This is a genomic window from Streptomyces sp. NPDC088350 (assembly GCF_044753545.1).
In the GTDB taxonomy this organism is placed as follows: domain Bacteria; phylum Actinomycetota; class Actinomycetes; order Streptomycetales; family Streptomycetaceae; genus Streptomyces.
Genome location: NZ_JBIVNL010000023.1, coordinates 81,752 through 95,984, shown reverse-complemented (window position 1 = coordinate 95,984; position 14,233 = coordinate 81,752). Strand labels below are relative to the sequence as shown.

Sequence of the window (14,233 nt, the reverse complement as noted above, 5' to 3'; positions counted from 1 at the left end):
CACGCGCGCGTGGTCGGGGTCGAGATCGAACCGGCCCGGGTCGCGGCGGCGAAACCGTACGAGCGGCGCGCGCTTCGCTACGCGAAGACGACGCGCCGTCGCTACGCGACGGATACATCGCGATGCTCCGCATCGCTGACACTACGTCACTCCGTGACGTAGGCCGGCCACTTCGTGGCCGGCTGAGATCCCGCTCCGCGGTCTCTCGGCGGAGTTCGCTCCGCGAACTCCTGTGGCTGGCTGCAGGAATGGGGGCTCGTCAGGGTTGCTTGAGTTTGCGGGGATCACGCGGATGCGGGTCGCGCCTGCGGCGAGGGATGCTCCCTCCGAACCTGAGTGTCTCCCCTGCTGGAGTCCCCTACAGTAGCACTTCCGGGGGTGCTTCCTTAGCGGAAAAGTTACGGGATCTCTGAGAATCCGGGGCGCTCCTCTTCCGGAGGAACGACGTCGGCTTCGCGGAGGATGCTCTGGATCAACTGGCTTCTGTTCTCGGAGAGTTGGCCGTTCTTCTGGGCGGTGCGGGTCTTGCAGAGCCAGGGGCCGATCATCACGCGCTCTCCGTCAACGTCGATCTCCTCCCGGGCGCCAGGAGGACGGCCGTGCCGTTCCATGAAGGCGCGCAGCAGGGTGGCTGTCTGTTCGAAGGAGCGGCGTTTCCTGGTTCTGGGAGTGCTGGGTGTGGCGGGGGTGGTGGTCTTCGTCGTGGTCAGGGTGATGTGGTTGGGGGTGAGGCCGAGGCGGGCCAGGAGGTGGCGTTGGCCGTCGTCGAGAGTGCTCCAGGTGGTGAGTTGGCGGTGCAGCCAGGTGCCGGCTTTTACGCCGTCAATCATGGTGTCGCGGCGCAGAGTTGCGGGGTCGTGTCCGGTCTGGAGGTGGCGGGCCAGGAGGTGGTATTTGCGGTGCCAGTCGGGTCCGTGCGGGAGGAGCCAGTCGGGGTCGAGGGCGGTCAGACGCGTGTGGCGGGGCTTTGGGAGTTGGCCTTTGCGGGCGAGGCCGCGTTGGTCGACGAGGAATTGGCCGCCGGGATCCTGGGCAGGGATGGCGAGGTGGCCGTGTTCGGCGTGGAATGCCTCGATGAGGGTCATGTTGCCCTCGAAGGCGGCTTCGTGCTCGTCCCAGATCATGCCGAGTGCGTCGAGTTCAGCAATCCAGTCGGCAGTCAGGGTGCCTCGACGGTGGGCGGTGCGCTGACCGTCGATGAAGGCTCCCAGGCGGTAGCCGTAGGCGTCGGTGTAGTCGACCGGAACCTTCAGGTGGCCGTGTTCTGTGTGGTAACGGGTGGCGGCGGCCAGGCCAGCGCGGCGGGGTGCGGAGAGCGCCGCGCCGGTGGAGGGCCAGGCCAGCAGGTCCATCGCTTGGGCGATCGCGTGGGGGTCGAGGGTGAAGTCGAAGCGGAACCGGCGGGTGATCAGGCGGTGGGTGGCACTGTCCAGGCGGTGCGTGGTGGTCTTGCGTGGGGCGCGGGCGGCGATGGTCTGGTCGTGGTGGCGCAGTGCTGCGGTGATCAGCCAGAGGGCTTCGTAGGGGGTGTCGAGGAGGTCGGTGGGGTCTGCGTTGGGTGGGGTGTAGGCGGGGATGACCAGGCTCGCGGTCTTCACGTCGACGGTGGGGGGTTTGCGCAGGGCGCGGCCCAGGGCCTGGACGATCCGGCGCACGCTCTCGGTGCGTGAGGCGAAGACGATGGCGTCGACGGCCGGCAGGTCGATCCCTTCGGACAGGACCTGGGCGTTGGTGATCACAGCACGGTCGGCGTTCGCGAACTGGTCGAGGAGTTTCGCGCGCTGGTCAGGTGTGTGGTTGCCGTTGATCGACGAGACGGACAGGGTGCCGGCCCAGGAGGGGCGCTGCTCGGGTGGGAGGGTGCGCAGGGTGTGGCCGAACTGGCGGGCGAAGTCCGCGGCGTCCGCGACCTGCTGGAAGTAGACGATCACATGCTTGAGATCGTGTTCGGTCATCGCTTTGAGGACCGCCAGGTGCAGGGCGGTCGTCCGGCGCGCGGTCGGGGCGAAACCGGTGTGCGTATTGTCGGGGTCGGTCAGGACCGTGCGCAGGTCGGTGTCGGTGATGGTGGGGACGAGGAGCTGGTAGTCGGCCAGGACACCGTCCTCGATCGCCTGGGCGTGGGTGTAGGTGTGCAGGCGGGGACCGAACACCTTCGGATCGTCCATCGAGGCGATCAGGGACGGGGACTCCCACGCCGGTACGCTCGACGCGGTCCGCTTCGGGCGCGGGCGGGCATCCGGGGCCTCAGCCAGGCGCGGCGCCTCCCACTCATACGGCGTCGCGGTCAGATACAGGCGGCGCTCCGCGCGGATCCGGGAGGAGTCATGGATCACCGTCCACTCCTTGTCCCAACTGCCCGCGGTGCGGTGCGCCTCATCCACGATCGCAAGATCGAAGACCGGAGCCGGGAAAACGGAGTGCTGGATCTCCTCGATCCGCCGAAGCGAGTCGAGGGTCACGAACACGGTCGCCGGCTCGTCCTTCTTGGCACGCTGGGCCAGCCAGTACGCCAGGTACTCCCCCGACCCCGTACTGCTCGCGCCTGCCTCGGCCAACACGGGATGCCTGTCCGCGTTGAGCGACGACACCGCCATCAACGACTCGGTCCTGCCGTCTGTGCGGGCCGCTGCCGCCCACTGCGCGATCAGATCCCTGGAGGGCACTACCACCAGCAGGAACTGGATGCCGAGAGCCTCAGCCGTCCGCAGCGCGATCAATGTCTTGCCCGTTCCGCACGCGGAGACCATGTGCCCGCGACTCCCGGGCTTCCTCAGACCGCGTACCCCGCTGTCCACCGCCGCCTGCTGATCCGCGCGCAGCGTACGGCGGACAGCCGCGAAGGTGCCGGCCCTGGGCGTGCAGGTGTCCGGGACGACAGAGCTGGGGTCGATGGCCATCAGGTGGGTCCTCGGGAGCATCTGCGGAAGGTTCGTAGGGGTGGGGCGGGCGGGTGTCACTGGTAGAGGAAGTCGGTCCACCACACCTGGAATCCGTCGACCAGAGCGACAGCATTGTCTGCCACCTGACGGCGCTGAGCGGTTTCATACGTGGCGTACACGGCGTCGAAGGCCGACCCGGGATTGTGGTATTCCGCGGCGAGTCGGCAGAAGAGGGGTGAGGGGTGGAAGACGGTTGTCGCCGCCTCGTCTTCGTCCACGAGCTCCGCGGGAAGCCTGCCGTAGATCTCGGAGGCGATGTGGCAGGCCCAGTTGACCAGCTTGCGCGTGGCGGTCGCATCGGCCGCGACGCGGTCGAGGAGGAGCGGGCGGCAGTTGGGATCAGGGCATTCGTCCACCGTCGCGTAGAACAGCTGGTCCAGCAGAGCGGTGTCGTCCTTGGTCGCGAGGTGCGAGTGCAACTCGGACGGCGGCACGAACGTGCGCTGCCGACGGCGGACCGTGGCTGCGGTGTGCACATGGTCAGCGCCGATCACGACTTTCTCCACGGCATCCTCCAACAGGCTCATTTCCCGGCATCGCAGTTCATCGTCGCGCGCCCTGGGCGCACGGCGGCCGCAAAACGGCGAACACGCAGCCCAGCGGCAGATCTTCTAGTAGGGCGGGGGATGGTCACCGGTAGAGGAAGTCTGTCCACCACACCGAGCGCCCGGAGACAGTTTCGGCCGTGTAGGTGTGGTTTTCGGGTGTGGTGCAGTGCGTGGGCTTCAGGCGGCGAAGCCGATGTTGGTGACGTACTCGTACTGGCCCCACTGCGAGCCGAGGTCGACGATCTGCTCGATCCAGGCGTCGTCCAGGGCCCGGTCATCGCCGGTGGACCAGGCGCCGATGATGGCCTCCCAGCGGCGGATGTTGAGGGTGCGGAATTCCACGACCCGCTGCTGGGAAGGCCGCACGCCGGACTGATTGAGCGGATGGATCTCGACGCGGGTACCGCGCCCTGTGCGGTTGAGGCGAGCCAGGAGATAGCGGGCGACGTTGTGGCGGCGGACCGTGCGGTAGGCGGCCTCGATCCGGGCGAGGTTCTGTCTGGTGGGATTGCGGGTGCCGGCCAGCCATGCCTTCAGGGTACGGTCGGTGACGGTCAGGCCCGCGTCGTGGGCGGCAGCGCGGGCGTGCGGGGTGCGGGTGAGGTAGTGCAGACGGGCCATAAGGCCGCGCCGGGTGGTGACGGGAGAAGCAACGAAGTCGGCGAGGGCATCGAGCTGGCGGGCGACGGCCTCGTAGCCCTTGATGCCTTGGGCGCCGTACTTGCCGAAATCGATGGTGCGCTCAGGCACGTGAACTCCCCTGCCCTGTCAGTTCTCGTCGGTCTGTCCGGCGGCGACCGGGTCGGTGGATGCGGTGCCGACGGTGTACACGTCCTTGACCTTCACTTCGGAAACCCCGCGGCCTTCCGGGAAGACACGCCGCCAGTCACCGACGACATGGAGTTCGTCCGTGCCCATCACACGCACGACCGCCAGGTTGGCGTCGTGCGCCTTCAGGGCTTTGGCCCAGAGGTTGGCAAACGCCTGCGAGCGGATCAGATGCATCCAGTCCGGACGGTACAGCTCCCGGTTGTAGTTCGACTCCCCCATCGTCGAGACGAACTTCGAGTACATCGCCTTCACATACTCCAGCATCACCTCGTCCCCCTCGGCGATAGCCCGGTCCCGGGCCTCCTTGAGAGTGATCCGGAACTTCTCCAGCAGGCTCTCTGTCGCCCCCGAGGTGAACGACTCATGGATCTCGGGAGGTTCACACAGAGCGTACTTCGGACCTGACAGACGCAGCAGCAGCCGCAGGGTGGGCTCGGTGACCCAGAGCGGGCCGGGCTCGTCACGGTTGCCGATCGGGTTAGGCAGGAATGCGCCGTGCTCCCACGCGGGCGGGGTGATCAGGTGGACCCCGGCCCGGCGCCGGTCATGCCCGCCGCCGGTGGAGTGCTCCAACTGGCCGAGCGGCAGGTGCGTCTTGAGCGCGCTGAGATAGGCGCCGTTGATGTCCAGGGCCGTCACCTCGTACCGGCCTGCGGGCAGTTCGGGGCGGGTCCACCTGGGGCGGGCCTCCCAGATCTCGTCGGCACCGCGCGCGGACTGCTTGCGCAGGACGTCCGGGATCCACGGGTGGGCAACGATCGCGTAGCGGCCACCCCTGCGGGTCTCGTCCAGCAGGGCCATCGCATCCGGGATCGCCCGCTTCACCAGGACTGCGGTCGCCGCCTCCGCATCGCCCCCGTGCTCCTCGAGCGCCTCGGCCACAGCCCCCGCGATCGGGCCGGACGACGGATCGGTGTCGGACGCGGCCCTCACACGCCGGCCTGTCGGCACGGTCGTCACCGTCTCCACGGTGCGGCCCTGAAGCCGCCCGGCAGGGACGGCGGGGGCTGGGGCTGTCACTGAGCACTGGGCAGGGTCGAGGTGCTGGGGGAAACCGGCAACCTGGTGACAGGCGGGCTGCCCGCACAGGACACACAGCTCGGGCACGGCCAGAGCTTCGACGTCGTCCAGATCGTCGCCTGCGGCCAGGCCGCCGCCGGCTGCCGGGGACGTTGCGCTCTCGTCCGGTGCGGGCTGCGGCACGGTTGCTTCGTCTGCGGGCGGCGGGGTCGAGGGTGCGAGTTTCGCGGCCATGCCGTCCAAGAGGTACGCGTACTTCGCCCTGAGCTCCCCGGAAGGGTCCCGGCCCGTCTCCCACCCCGTGACCGTGGACGGGCTCACGCCGAGAGTCCGGGCCACCTGGGCCTTCGACAGGCCGACCCGCTCACGCAGGTCACGGCGCACCTGAGCTTCGGGGAGCGCGGGCTGGGGGGTGAGGGAGGCGAGCAGCGAGTCGATCGCGTCGAAGTCGCTCATCGATGCGCCGCTTTCAGATGTAGGTGACGGGGTTGCGGGACAGATGCGGGCACGGCGTGGGACGGCCCACACGCGCATCGCCGAGCAGCAGGTCGCCCTCGAGGGCGTAGCGGTCGCCGTGCTTGGAGATCCCTGTGATCCTCGCGACCGCAAGCACCGTGCCGTCAGTATTGATGATCTGCACCTCGTCCTGGGACAGAGCCCGGTCGGCGTTGAACTTCCAGATGCCGCGCCCCGCCTGCCAGACTTCATCTTCCGACATTCCGGGACGCCATCCGATCGTGGCGCGCCCCAGCCCGTCGCCGGTGCCGGCGGGCCGCTCGGCACCCAACTGGATCTGCAACACCCCGCCCACCCTCCGCCAGGTAACTCCGTAACTTGTTGCAAAGCTACCAGCAACGGGGTAACTTCGCAACAAGTTACGGAGTTACCAGCCCGCCCGGCGGACAGACGAGCCCGCCGAAACCCAGGCAACCGAGGGAGACACATGGCCAAGGACCACGGTGAGGTACTGCGCGGCGTCCGCGAGGGCACCTGCTGTCGACGGTCTCGTAATTCGGCTCTGTCGACGATCACGTGACGTGGTCAAGGTGTCAGCAGTATTCGTAGTCTGAGAAGGTCGAAGTTCGCTCGCCCGTAGCACTGGCGTTTGAGGGCCTTGACACGTGTCACGGCGCCCTCGACTGCACCTGAGTTGTGTTCCAGGGTCAGTCCGTTGATGACGGCGTCCAGGTCTCGGCGCAAGCCGGTGGCGAGCGTCTGCAGTGCCGGGAGGTCGTCGGCGTCCACGGTGTCCAGCCAGGCCGGAAGGTCGGCACCCGTCGCTGCGTCATGATGGCGGCGAAACGTGCGGATGTGGTTGTGCAGGCGTTCGAGATGCTCGCAGCTGGATACTGCGGTTATCAGCCCGAGAGCGTCGTCCTCGTCGAGGTGGTCGGGGTGGGTGAGCATCCAGCGGCTGACCTGGCGTGGTTTGGGGATCGCAGGGGTGGTCGGCGCGGATTTCCCCGGATCTGGTGCAGATGGAGCAGCAGCCGAGCCCCGACTCTCCCGGCCAGGGCCGTCACGATCACCTTCTGCAAGATCGGGGTACGCCGTCGGCAGCGTACCGTCAGCGCCGGGACCTGCCCAGCGAACGTCAGGACAGGAGCGTTTTGGAGCGCCTGTGTCCAGTCCCCCTCCACTCCTGCTGGATCGGTCTCCCCCACACTCTCGGCGACATCACCGGAAAGAGGGGTACAGCATGCCGGACTCAGGCATAGTCAAGACGCGTCATGCCATCGATGTGGCGGCCGATCCGAAGGCCGTGTACGAGCTGATCGCCACGGCAGAGAACTGGCCGCACGTCTTCCCTCCCACGGTGCACGTGGAGCGGCTCGGCGGGGACAGCCGTTCGGAGCGGCTGAAGATCTGGGCGTTCGCGAACGGGGAGGTGCGGTCCTGGACCTCGCGACGTGAACTAGACCGCACGGCACTGCGGGTGACGTTCCGCCAGGAAGTGTCGTCGGCACCGGTGGCGTCGATGGGCGGCGAGTGGGTCGTCGAGGCGGGCCCCGGCGGTTCCAGCGTCATGCTGCTGCACGACTTCGCCGTCGTTGACGACGATCCGGCGGCACGGGAGTGGGTGCAACGCGCCGTCGACACCAACAGCGAGGCCGAGCTCGCCGCGCTGAAGTCCGCCGCCGAATCGCTGAGCGCCGAGCCCCGGGCGCTGTTGTCGTTCGCCGACCACGTGGACATCGCCGGGCCGGCCGAGGCCGTGTACGACTTCCTGTGGCGGGCCGACTTGTGGGAGGAGCGGCTGCCACACGTCAGCCGACTCGTGCTCACCGAACCCGACGACGATCTGCAGACGGTGGAGATGGACACCCGCTCCGCCGACGGTTCCGTGCACACCACTAAATCGGTACGGGTCGGATTCGGACCCAACCGGCTCGTGTACAAGCAGACTCGGGTGCCTCCGCTGATGAGCGCGCACACCGGCCGCTGGGTCGTCGAGCCGACCGAGAACGGAGTACGCGCTTCCTCGCACCACGCCGTCGTCCTGCGTACAGATCGGGTACGGGACCTGCTGGGCGTGGCCGCCACGCTGGACAGCGCTCGGGATCTCGTACGCAACGCGCTCGGCGGGAACAGCACGGCCACCTTGACACTGGCGAAGCAGGCCGCCGAACGGGCCGCGGCTCGCTGAGCGCCCCGAACGCGAGAGGGCGGGCCCGGAGTTCTCCGGGCCCGCCCTCTCGCGTGGCCGCCTGCGCCCAGGAGCGTCAGGTCTGTGAAAGTTCCGTGTTGACCAGTTCAACGAAGGCCCGTGGCGTCCCGGCGCGGTCCAGTTCCTCGTCCGGCAGGGACACCTGGTACTCACGGGTGATGCGGCTCGCGACCTCCAGCAGAGCGAGCGAGTCGTAGCCCAGGTCCGTGAACGACACGTCGGCGATGTCACCGCTCAGATCGACCGCTTCGTCCTCACCGGCCGACTCGCGCAGGATGCGTGTCAGATCGTCGAGGCTCAGTGCCGTGGTCCCGTTGGTGCTCATGGCAGTTCCTTCCTGTCGTAACACATGCTTGTCGCGGGAGGGAGGGGGATCGGGTCGGTGCCCGTTCAGGCCGGGGTGGTGACGACGGCGGCCGCGTTGAAGCCGCCCTCGCCCCGGGCCAGGACGAGCGCCGCTTCACCGGACAGCGGCCGGGCTTCGCCCGTCACCAGGTCGATCGGGCAGTCCGCGGCGACGGAGGTGACGTGTGCCGTGGGCGGGATACGGCCGTCGCGCAGGCAGAGCAGGGCCGAGACCAGGTCGAGGGCTCCGCCGCCCGCGTAAAGACGTCCCGTCTGTGTCTTGGGCACGGTCACCGGTACTGCCCCGGGGCCGAACATCGCGGTCACCGCGGCTGCTTCGGTTCGGTCCGCCGAGTGCACGGCGGCGCCGTCCGCGAAGACGACCGCGATGTCGGAGGGGGCCAGGCCGGCGTCGGAGAGGGCACCGCGTGCGGCCCGTTCCAGGCCGTCGGCGGCCGGGGAGTTCGGAGCGGGGTCGAACGTGGCCGCGTACCCGGCGAGTCGGCCGTAGAGGTGCGCGCCGCGGTCCCGGGCCGCCTCGGGGTCCTCCAGGACCAGGTAGGCGCCGCCCTCGCCGGGGACGTGTCCGGCGGCGTCCTCGTCGAAGGGCAGATAGGCCCGGTCCGGGCGGTCGGCGGTGCTGAGTCGGCCGGAGCTGAGCTGCCCGGCCAGGCCGAGGGGGCACAACGCGCCGTCGACGCCCCCGGCGAGCATGACCTTCGTGCCCTTGCGGATCTGCCGGCGGGCGTGGCCGATCGCGTCCAGTCCCCCGGCCTGGTCGGTGACGACCGCACTGCTCGGTCCCCTGAGCCCGTGCCGGATCGAGATCTGGCCGGTGTTGACGGCGTAGAACCATGCGAAGGACTGGTAGGCGCTGACGAACTGGCCGCCCTTGCTCCACAGGTTCTGCAGTTCGCGCTGGCCGAACTCGAAGCCGCCCATCGAGGAGGCGGAGGCGACGCCGGCCGCGTACGGCGGCAGGCCGGCGAGGTCGAGGCCGCTGTCCCGGAGCGCTTCGTCGGCGGCGTACAGCGCGAGCCGGGTCATGTGGTCAGTCTGGGGAAGCAGCCTGCTCGGAATGTGGTCGGCGGCCTCGAAGCCGGGTACCTCGCCCGCGAGGCGGGCGGTGTAGCCGGAGGCGTCGAAGCGGGTGATGGGGGCGATCCCGCTGCGGCCCTCGACGGTCGCCGACCAGTGGGCGTCCGTGCCGAGTCCGGTGGGGGCGGCGACGCCGAGCCCGGTGATGACGGGTGCGGACGCGGTCACGCGGCGCTCCTTTCGGGGCGGGCGAGCACGACGGCGCTCTGGAAGCCGCCGAAGCCGCTGCCGACGCTCAGGACGGAGTCGACGCGCGCCTCTCGGGCGGTCACCGGCACGTAGTCGAGGTCGCACAGGGGGTCGGGCTCGTGGAGGTTGGCGGTCGGCGGGATCAGGCCGTTCTCCATGGCGAGGACGCTGGCGACGAGTTCGAGCGCCCCGATCGCGCCGAGCGAGTGCCCGATCATGGACTTGACCGAGCTGACGGGGACCCGGTACGCGTGCTCCCCCAGCGAGGTCTTGAACGCGGCCGTCTCATGGCGGTCGTTCTGCTTGGTGCTGGAGCCGTGCGCGTTGACGTAGTCGACGTTCTCGGGGGCGAGTCGCGCCTCGGCCATGGCGACACGGATCGCCTCGGACATCTCGGCGCCGTCCGAACGCAGACCTGTCATGTGGTACGCGTTGCTGCGGGTGCCGAACCCGGCGACCTCGGCGTAGATGCGGGCACCGCGCCGCACGGCGTGCTCCAGTTCCTCCAGGATCAGCACCGCCGCGCCCTCGCCGAGGACCAGGCCGTTGCGGGTGTTGTCGAAGGGGCGCGAGGCGTGCTCGGGGTCGTCGTTGCGCGGCGTGGTGGCCTTGATGGCGTCGAAGCAGGCGAGGGTGATCGGGGAGATGGGCGCGTCGGTGCCCCCCGCGACGACGACGTCGGCGCTGCCCTCGCGGATCAGGTCGGTGCCGTGGCCGACGGCGTCCAGGCCCGAGGTGCAACCGTCGGACACGAGCGACACCGGGCCCCCCGCTCCCACCTCGCGGGCCAGTTCCGCGGCGAGGGAGCTGGGCACGAAGTGGTCGTAGAGACGCGGGACGGCGTACGCGGGGTCGACGAGCCACCGCGCGCCCCCGTCGCTGAGCACGGTGTACTCCGTTTCCATCGAGGTGGTGCAGCCTACCGCGCAGCCGAGCGCCACGCCGGTGCGCTCGGGGCGCGGTCCCGTGACGTCGAAGCCGCTGTCCGCCAGCGCCTCCCGGGCCGCGACGAGCGCGAACTGGCCCGCCCGGTCGAGCCTGCGCTCCTCCTGCGGGGACAGTCCGGCCGCGGCGGGTGAGAAGTCGCATTCCGCGGCGACCTGGGAGCGGTACGGCGAGGCGTTGAAGAGGGAGATGGTGCGGGTGGCCGTCCGCCCGGTCGACAGCAGATCCCAGTACTGCTTGATCCCTGTTCCCCCGGGCGCCACCGCACCGATTCCGGTTATGACGACGCGTCGTTGCATGGGCATCCTCACTCGCTGTCGGCGGGGACCGGTGTTCCGGCCCCCGGTCGTAACCGTGGCAAGGCGGTCTGGAGACCCGCTGGAGCAGGCCCGGACACGGCGGGCGGGCTCACCAGCTCCGCGAGGGCCTTCGCGAAGGCCGCGTACTCGGTGTCCGCGTCGGCGGGACGGGCGGGCAGCAGCGCGAGCGCCCCGGACGCCCCCCGGGTGACCCGCGGATGGCGCCGGGCCAGCGCGGTGAGCCCCTGGCCCGGGCCCGCCTCGACGAGGACGACGTCCCGCTCAGCGAGCAGCGTGTCGAGCGCCGGCCCGAACAGGACGGGCGAGGCGGGCTGAAGCGCCCAGAATCTGGTGTCGCGGGATTGTTCCGGCGTCAGGAGCCCGCCGGTGTAGGCCGAGTACAGCGGCAGGCGGGGCGGGTTCGGCCGTACCGAGGCGAGGTAGGGCAGGCCGCGCAGGGCCGCCTCGGTGAGCACCGGGCTGTGGAAGGGGTTGAGGGCGCGGGCCCGCCGGGTGGTGAAGCCGTCGGCGCGCAGTTTCTCCTCGGCCAGGAGCAGGCCCCCCTCGGGCCCGGCGAGGAGCACTTGGCGTGGCCCGTTGACGGCGCCGACGACGACCTCGTCCGTCGTGTACGGGGCCATCTCGTCGGGGCTCGCCAGGACCGCGAGCATGCCGCCCGCCGGAGTACCGTCCAGCTGGGCGATCCGGTCCGCCATGACACCGACGGCACCGGCGAGGTCGAACACCCCGGCGAGCGTGGCGGCGGCGACCTCCCCGACGCTGTGGCCGAGCAGTGCGGCGGGCCGCACTCCGGCGTCGAGAACGGTACGGCCGAGCGCCCAGTCCAGGGAGAACAGCAGGGGCTGTGCGACGTGCAGGCGATCGGCATCGGGGCCGGGGCGGGCGGCGAGCCAGTCCGCGCGCAGGTCTAAGTCGTGTCCGCGCCACAACTCCAGTGCCTCGTCCATGCGTTGCCGGAAGCCGGGATGCGCGTGATAGAGGCCGACGCCCATCCCGGGCTGCTGCGCGCCCTGGCCGGGGAAAAGCAGTGCGGTCGGCGGCGGTGCGGTCACGGCAGGTCTCCTCTCCTTCGGGTCCCGCCCATGGTGGGAGCGCGGGCTGGAGGATGGCTCGACCCGGGGGACAGTGCGCGTTCGCGCCGACGGCTCCAGCGGCTCTGGACCACTCGTCCACCGGCGGGCCGGAGTGTTTGTGGTGGCCGGAGGCACGCGACCCGTCGCCCCCGGTACACCGCGGTCGCTTCGAGGGCCACCGGTCCGGACACCCTCCGGACCGGCGGCCGTCGGCGGTCGCACGGGATTCCCCGAAGAGACAGCCGGTGAAAGGGCATCGGGAGATGAGGTTCGAAGACCTGCACATCGCCGGAGCGGCCCTGCACGTGGAGGACACCTGCTCCGTCGATCAGGCACTGCGCGAGGGCCTGTGCGACGAGCGGACCGCCGCGCGCAGTGCCGTCGAGTCTGTAGCGGTGTCGGCCGGCGGTTCGGCACCCGAACTCGCCGTGGCGGCGGGACGGCAGGTGCTGGAACGTACGGGCACGCCGGCCACCGACATCGACCTGCTGCTGCACGCCACGGTGCAGTACCAGGGGCACGACCTGTGGGCGCCCGCTTCATACATCCAGCGGTACGCGGTCGGCAACCGGTGCCCGGCCGTGGAGATCAAGCAGCTGTCCAACGGCGGCATGGCCGCGCTGGAGCTCGCGGCCGGCTATCTCAGCGGGGCGCCGGGCAGAAAGGGCGCGCTGCTGACCACGGGCGACGTGTTCGGTGAGCCCGGTTTCGCGCGCTGGCGAAGCGACCCCGGCACCGTCTACGGCGATGCGGGAACCGCGCTCGTCCTCACCCGGGGACGGACGGGGCTGGCCCGGCTGCGGAGTCTGGTGACCGTGTCCGACGCGGACCTCGAGCAGATGCACCGTGGGCGGGATCTGTTCTCCCGGGTGCCGTTCGCGCTGCGGCAGCCGCTCGATCTGGGCCTGTTGCAGCGGACGTTCATCGAGGACACCGGGCGTTCGTACAGCGTGGCCCGGATCACCGCGGGGCAGGACGAAACGCTGAAGCGCACCCTCGCGGAAGCCGACTGCACACTCACCGACATCGCGTGGTTCGTCCTGCCGAACTTCGGATACGGGCGGCTGAACTCGACCTTCCTGCGGCGCTGGAGCATTCCCGAGGAGCGCACCACCTGGCCGTGGGGCCGGTCGGTCGGTCACCTCGGCGCGGGCGACCAGTTCGCCGGACTCGCCTTCCTGGCCGAGTCCGGCCGGGTCGAGCCCGGCGAACTGTGCCTGCTGTTCGGGATCGGCGCCGGGTTCACCTGGAGCTGCGCGGTACTGGAGTGGGAAGGCTGACCGTCGTTCGGAGGAGTCGTTCAGGGAGTGGGGCCGGGGTTGATCCTGGCGGCCGGAACCGCCGCCGCCCGCAGGTTCCACTTCTTGAGAATTCTGTCGTACGTCCCGTCTTCGATGAGGTGGTCCACCGCGTTCTTCAGCGGCCCGGCCAGCGGGGACCCTTTCTTGACCGCGAGGCCGACGTTCTTGCGTTCGATCTCGTTGAGGTAGCGCAGCCCCGGCTGCTGGGTTGCCGCGTAGCGCAGGACGCTCGACGAGGTCATCAGTACGTCGACGCGGCCCTGGCGCAGGGCCAGGAAGTGGGAGGCGGCATCAGGGTACGTACTGATCCCGATCGATTTTCCGCCGTCGGCGACGCAGTCTTTGCTCGCCGACTCCAGTTCGGCCTCGAAGGTCGTCCCCGTACCCGTGCCGACCTTCAACCCGCACAACTGGTCCAGGCTCTTGACCTGCTTCAACTTGCTGTCGTCGCGTACGGCGAAGCCGGAGCCGTCGGTGAGGTAGAGGACGAAGTCGAGGGCCTGTTCGCGCTCCTCGGTGACGGCAAGATTCGCGGTGCCGACCTGGAAGCGGCCGGCGTTGAGGCCGGTGATCAGGGAGGCTCCGCTCACGTGCGTGCGTTGCACTTTCAGCCCGAGGACACGTGCCACGGCGTCGACGACGTCGATGTCCACGCCACGCGGCGGTGCCCCGTCCTCGGGGCTGAAGGCGATGGGCGGCACTCCGATGGCCGAACCGACGCGCAGCACACCCGACTTACGGAATGCGACGGGCAGCGTCGCCGACAGCGCGGCGTCCTCATGGACCGCCGACACCACGTCCTGGCTGCCGAGTTGGCGTGCCCTGGCATCCTCGGGGACGTCGCGGGCAGCGCCGCAGCCAGTGAGCAGCAGCGGTAGCAGCGCCGCCGTAAGGACCGTTCCGAGGCAGGCGCGGCGGGTGGTGGGGAGAACGGGGCGGGCGGCAGATGGCAT

General features: G+C 69.8%; 13 protein-coding genes and 1 pseudogene. 3 read left to right on the top strand and 11 right to left on the bottom strand.

Annotated features, from left to right (window positions below; translation table 11 throughout):
* Positions 1–81 (top strand): annotated as a pseudogene (locus ACIQBL_RS47100) (class I SAM-dependent methyltransferase); the annotation flags it as partial.
* Positions 82–398: 317 nt separating this feature from the next.
* Here ACIQBL_RS47100 and ACIQBL_RS47095 read toward each other — a convergent pair.
* From ACIQBL_RS47095 to ACIQBL_RS47070, 6 genes are all read right to left on the bottom strand, one after another.
* On the bottom strand, positions 399–2,921 hold the full coding sequence (locus ACIQBL_RS47095; protein WP_401955000.1) for a Helicase associated domain protein: 2,523 nt from the start codon (positions 2,919–2,921) through the stop codon (positions 399–401).
* 35 nt (positions 2,922–2,956) lie between these two features.
* The gene (locus ACIQBL_RS47090) at positions 2,957–3,448 is read right to left on the bottom strand and encodes a hypothetical protein (RefSeq protein ID WP_401954998.1); all 492 of its coding nucleotides are present in this window, start codon (positions 3,446–3,448) and stop codon (positions 2,957–2,959) included.
* 219 nt (positions 3,449–3,667) lie between these two features.
* Positions 3,668–4,240: a transcriptional regulator gene (locus ACIQBL_RS47085; RefSeq protein ID WP_401954996.1), complete on the bottom strand. Its 573-nt coding sequence runs from the start codon at positions 4,238–4,240 to the stop codon at positions 3,668–3,670.
* Between the two features lie 18 nt (positions 4,241–4,258).
* Entirely contained in the window at positions 4,259–5,797 is a 1,539-nt protein-coding gene (locus ACIQBL_RS47080) for a helix-turn-helix transcriptional regulator (RefSeq protein ID WP_401954994.1), read from the bottom strand.
* Between the two features lie 13 nt (positions 5,798–5,810).
* Positions 5,811–6,143 (bottom strand): hypothetical protein, encoded by a 333-nt coding sequence (locus ACIQBL_RS47075; protein ID WP_401954992.1) that lies wholly within the window; start codon positions 6,141–6,143, stop codon positions 5,811–5,813.
* 239 nt (positions 6,144–6,382) lie between these two features.
* Positions 6,383–6,748, bottom strand: coding sequence for a transposase (locus tag ACIQBL_RS47070; RefSeq protein WP_401954990.1), 366 nt, complete (start codon positions 6,746–6,748; stop codon positions 6,383–6,385).
* Positions 6,749–7,040: 292 nt separating this feature from the next.
* On the opposite strand from ACIQBL_RS47070, the gene ACIQBL_RS47065 reads away from it, so the two are divergent.
* Positions 7,041–7,988, top strand: coding sequence for an aromatase/cyclase (locus ACIQBL_RS47065; RefSeq protein WP_401954988.1), 948 nt, complete (start codon positions 7,041–7,043; stop codon positions 7,986–7,988).
* A 76-nt stretch (positions 7,989–8,064) separates the two neighbouring features.
* Here ACIQBL_RS47065 and ACIQBL_RS47060 read toward each other — a convergent pair whose 3' ends face one another.
* The 4 genes from ACIQBL_RS47060 to ACIQBL_RS47045 all read right to left on the bottom strand — a co-directional run bounded on the left by ACIQBL_RS47060 (position 8,065) and on the right by ACIQBL_RS47045 (position 11,958).
* Positions 8,065–8,334 carry an acyl carrier protein gene (locus tag ACIQBL_RS47060; RefSeq protein WP_401954986.1) on the bottom strand — a complete coding sequence of 90 codons (270 nt, stop codon included), beginning with the start codon at positions 8,332–8,334 and terminating at the stop codon, positions 8,065–8,067.
* A 65-nt stretch (positions 8,335–8,399) separates the two neighbouring features.
* Positions 8,400–9,620, bottom strand: coding sequence for a ketosynthase chain-length factor (locus ACIQBL_RS47055; RefSeq protein ID WP_401954984.1), 1,221 nt, complete (start codon positions 9,618–9,620; stop codon positions 8,400–8,402).
* Positions 9,617–10,885 carry a beta-ketoacyl-[acyl-carrier-protein] synthase family protein gene (locus tag ACIQBL_RS47050; RefSeq protein WP_401954982.1) on the bottom strand — a complete coding sequence of 423 codons (1,269 nt, stop codon included), beginning with the start codon at positions 10,883–10,885 and terminating at the stop codon, positions 9,617–9,619. Before ACIQBL_RS47050 ends, ACIQBL_RS47055 begins: the two co-directional genes overlap by 4 nt.
* Positions 10,886–10,893: 8 nt before the next feature.
* On the bottom strand, positions 10,894–11,958 hold the full coding sequence (locus tag ACIQBL_RS47045; protein ID WP_401954980.1) for an acyltransferase domain-containing protein: 1,065 nt from the start codon (positions 11,956–11,958) through the stop codon (positions 10,894–10,896).
* Between the two features lie 284 nt (positions 11,959–12,242).
* On the opposite strand from ACIQBL_RS47045, the gene ACIQBL_RS47040 reads away from it, so the two are divergent.
* Positions 12,243–13,259 carry a ketoacyl-ACP synthase III family protein gene (locus ACIQBL_RS47040; protein ID WP_401954978.1) on the top strand — a complete coding sequence of 339 codons (1,017 nt, stop codon included), beginning with the start codon at positions 12,243–12,245 and terminating at the stop codon, positions 13,257–13,259.
* Positions 13,260–13,279: 20 nt separating this feature from the next.
* Here ACIQBL_RS47040 and ACIQBL_RS47035 read toward each other — a convergent pair whose 3' ends face one another.
* Positions 13,280–14,233 carry an ABC transporter substrate-binding protein gene (locus ACIQBL_RS47035; RefSeq protein ID WP_401954976.1) on the bottom strand — a complete coding sequence of 318 codons (954 nt, stop codon included), beginning with the start codon at positions 14,231–14,233 and terminating at the stop codon, positions 13,280–13,282.

Coding starts and splice junctions, on each gene's coding strand:
- ACIQBL_RS47095 (WP_401955000.1), bottom strand. CDS start 2,921: ATGCTCCCGAGGACCCACCTGATGGCCATCGACCCCAGCTCTGTCGTC.
- ACIQBL_RS47080 (WP_401954994.1), bottom strand. CDS start 5,797: ATGAGCGACTTCGACGCGATCGACTCGCTGCTCGCCTCCCTCACCCCC.
- ACIQBL_RS47070 (WP_401954990.1), bottom strand. CDS start 6,748: ATGCTCACCCACCCCGACCACCTCGACGAGGACGACGCTCTCGGGCTG.
- ACIQBL_RS47065 (WP_401954988.1), top strand. CDS start 7,041: ATGCCGGACTCAGGCATAGTCAAGACGCGTCATGCCATCGATGTGGCG.
- ACIQBL_RS47060 (WP_401954986.1), bottom strand. CDS start 8,334: ATGAGCACCAACGGGACCACGGCACTGAGCCTCGACGATCTGACACGC.
- ACIQBL_RS47050 (WP_401954982.1), bottom strand. CDS start 10,885: ATGCAACGACGCGTCGTCATAACCGGAATCGGTGCGGTGGCGCCCGGG.
- ACIQBL_RS47040 (WP_401954978.1), top strand. CDS start 12,243: ATGAGGTTCGAAGACCTGCACATCGCCGGAGCGGCCCTGCACGTGGAG.
- ACIQBL_RS47035 (WP_401954976.1), bottom strand. CDS start 14,233: ATGCCATCTGCCGCCCGCCCCGTTCTCCCCACCACCCGCCGCGCCTGC.